The following is an 854-nucleotide window of genomic DNA, read 5'->3' on the forward strand; positions in this document are numbered from 1 at the left end:
TTCGGCCACGGCGGCGCCGTCACGCTCGTAGGCCTCGAACAGCAGCCGCTCGAAGTTGGACGACACCACGATATCCATGGAGGGCGCCAGAGTCGCCTTGAGCTCCTGCTTCGAGAAGTCGTTGGCTGCCAGGGTGCGGTGCAGGATGTCGTTGGCGTTGGTGGCGATGACGAAGCGCTCCACCGGCAGCCCCATGCGGTAGGCCATGTAGCCGGCGAAGACGTTGCCGAAGTTGGCCGAGGGCACGCAGAAGCTCACCTCGCGCTGCGGCGCGCCCAGCGCCACGGCGGAGGCCACGTAGTAGACGATCTGGGCCATGATGCGCGCCCAGTTGATGGAGTTGACCGCCACCAGGCAGGTGCCATTCAGGAAGGACTGGTCGGCGAAGCTCGCCTTGACCATCGCCTGGGCGTCGTCGAAGTTGCCCTCGATGGCGACGTTGAAGACGTTGTCCGCCAGCACCGTGGTCATCTGGCGGCGCTGTACCTCCGAGACCCGGTTGTGGGGGTGGAGGATGAAGATGTCGAGGTTGTCGCAGTGGCGGCAGCCCTCGATGGCGGCCGAGCCGGTGTCGCCGGAGGTCGCCCCCATGATCACCGCCCGCTCGCCGCGCTTCTTCAGGAAGTGGTCGAGGATGCGGCCCAGCAGCTGCAGCGCCACGTCCTTGAAGGCCAGGGTCGGGCCGTGGAACAGCTCGAGCAGGAAGTGGTTGGCATCGAGCTGGTTCAGCGGCACCACGGCGTCGTGGCTGAAGGTGGCGTAGGCCTCCTCGACGATGCCGCGGAAGGTCTCGTCGTCGATCTCGCCGTTGACGAAGGGCTTCATCACCCGGAAGGCGATCTCGGCATAGGAGA

Annotated in this window: 1 protein-coding gene; it reads right to left on the reverse strand. The window is 66.0% G+C overall.

The genetic code is table 11. The features are described 5' to 3' along the window. On the reverse strand, positions 1-854 hold an 854-nt coding region (gene thrC / locus AM506_RS23485), incomplete at both ends, for a threonine synthase (protein ID WP_082386473.1).

The sequence above is a fragment of the Rossellomorea vietnamensis genome (assembly GCF_001305855.1).
Taxonomy (GTDB): domain Bacteria; phylum Bacillota; class Bacilli; order Bacillales; family Bacillaceae_B; genus Rossellomorea; species Rossellomorea vietnamensis_A.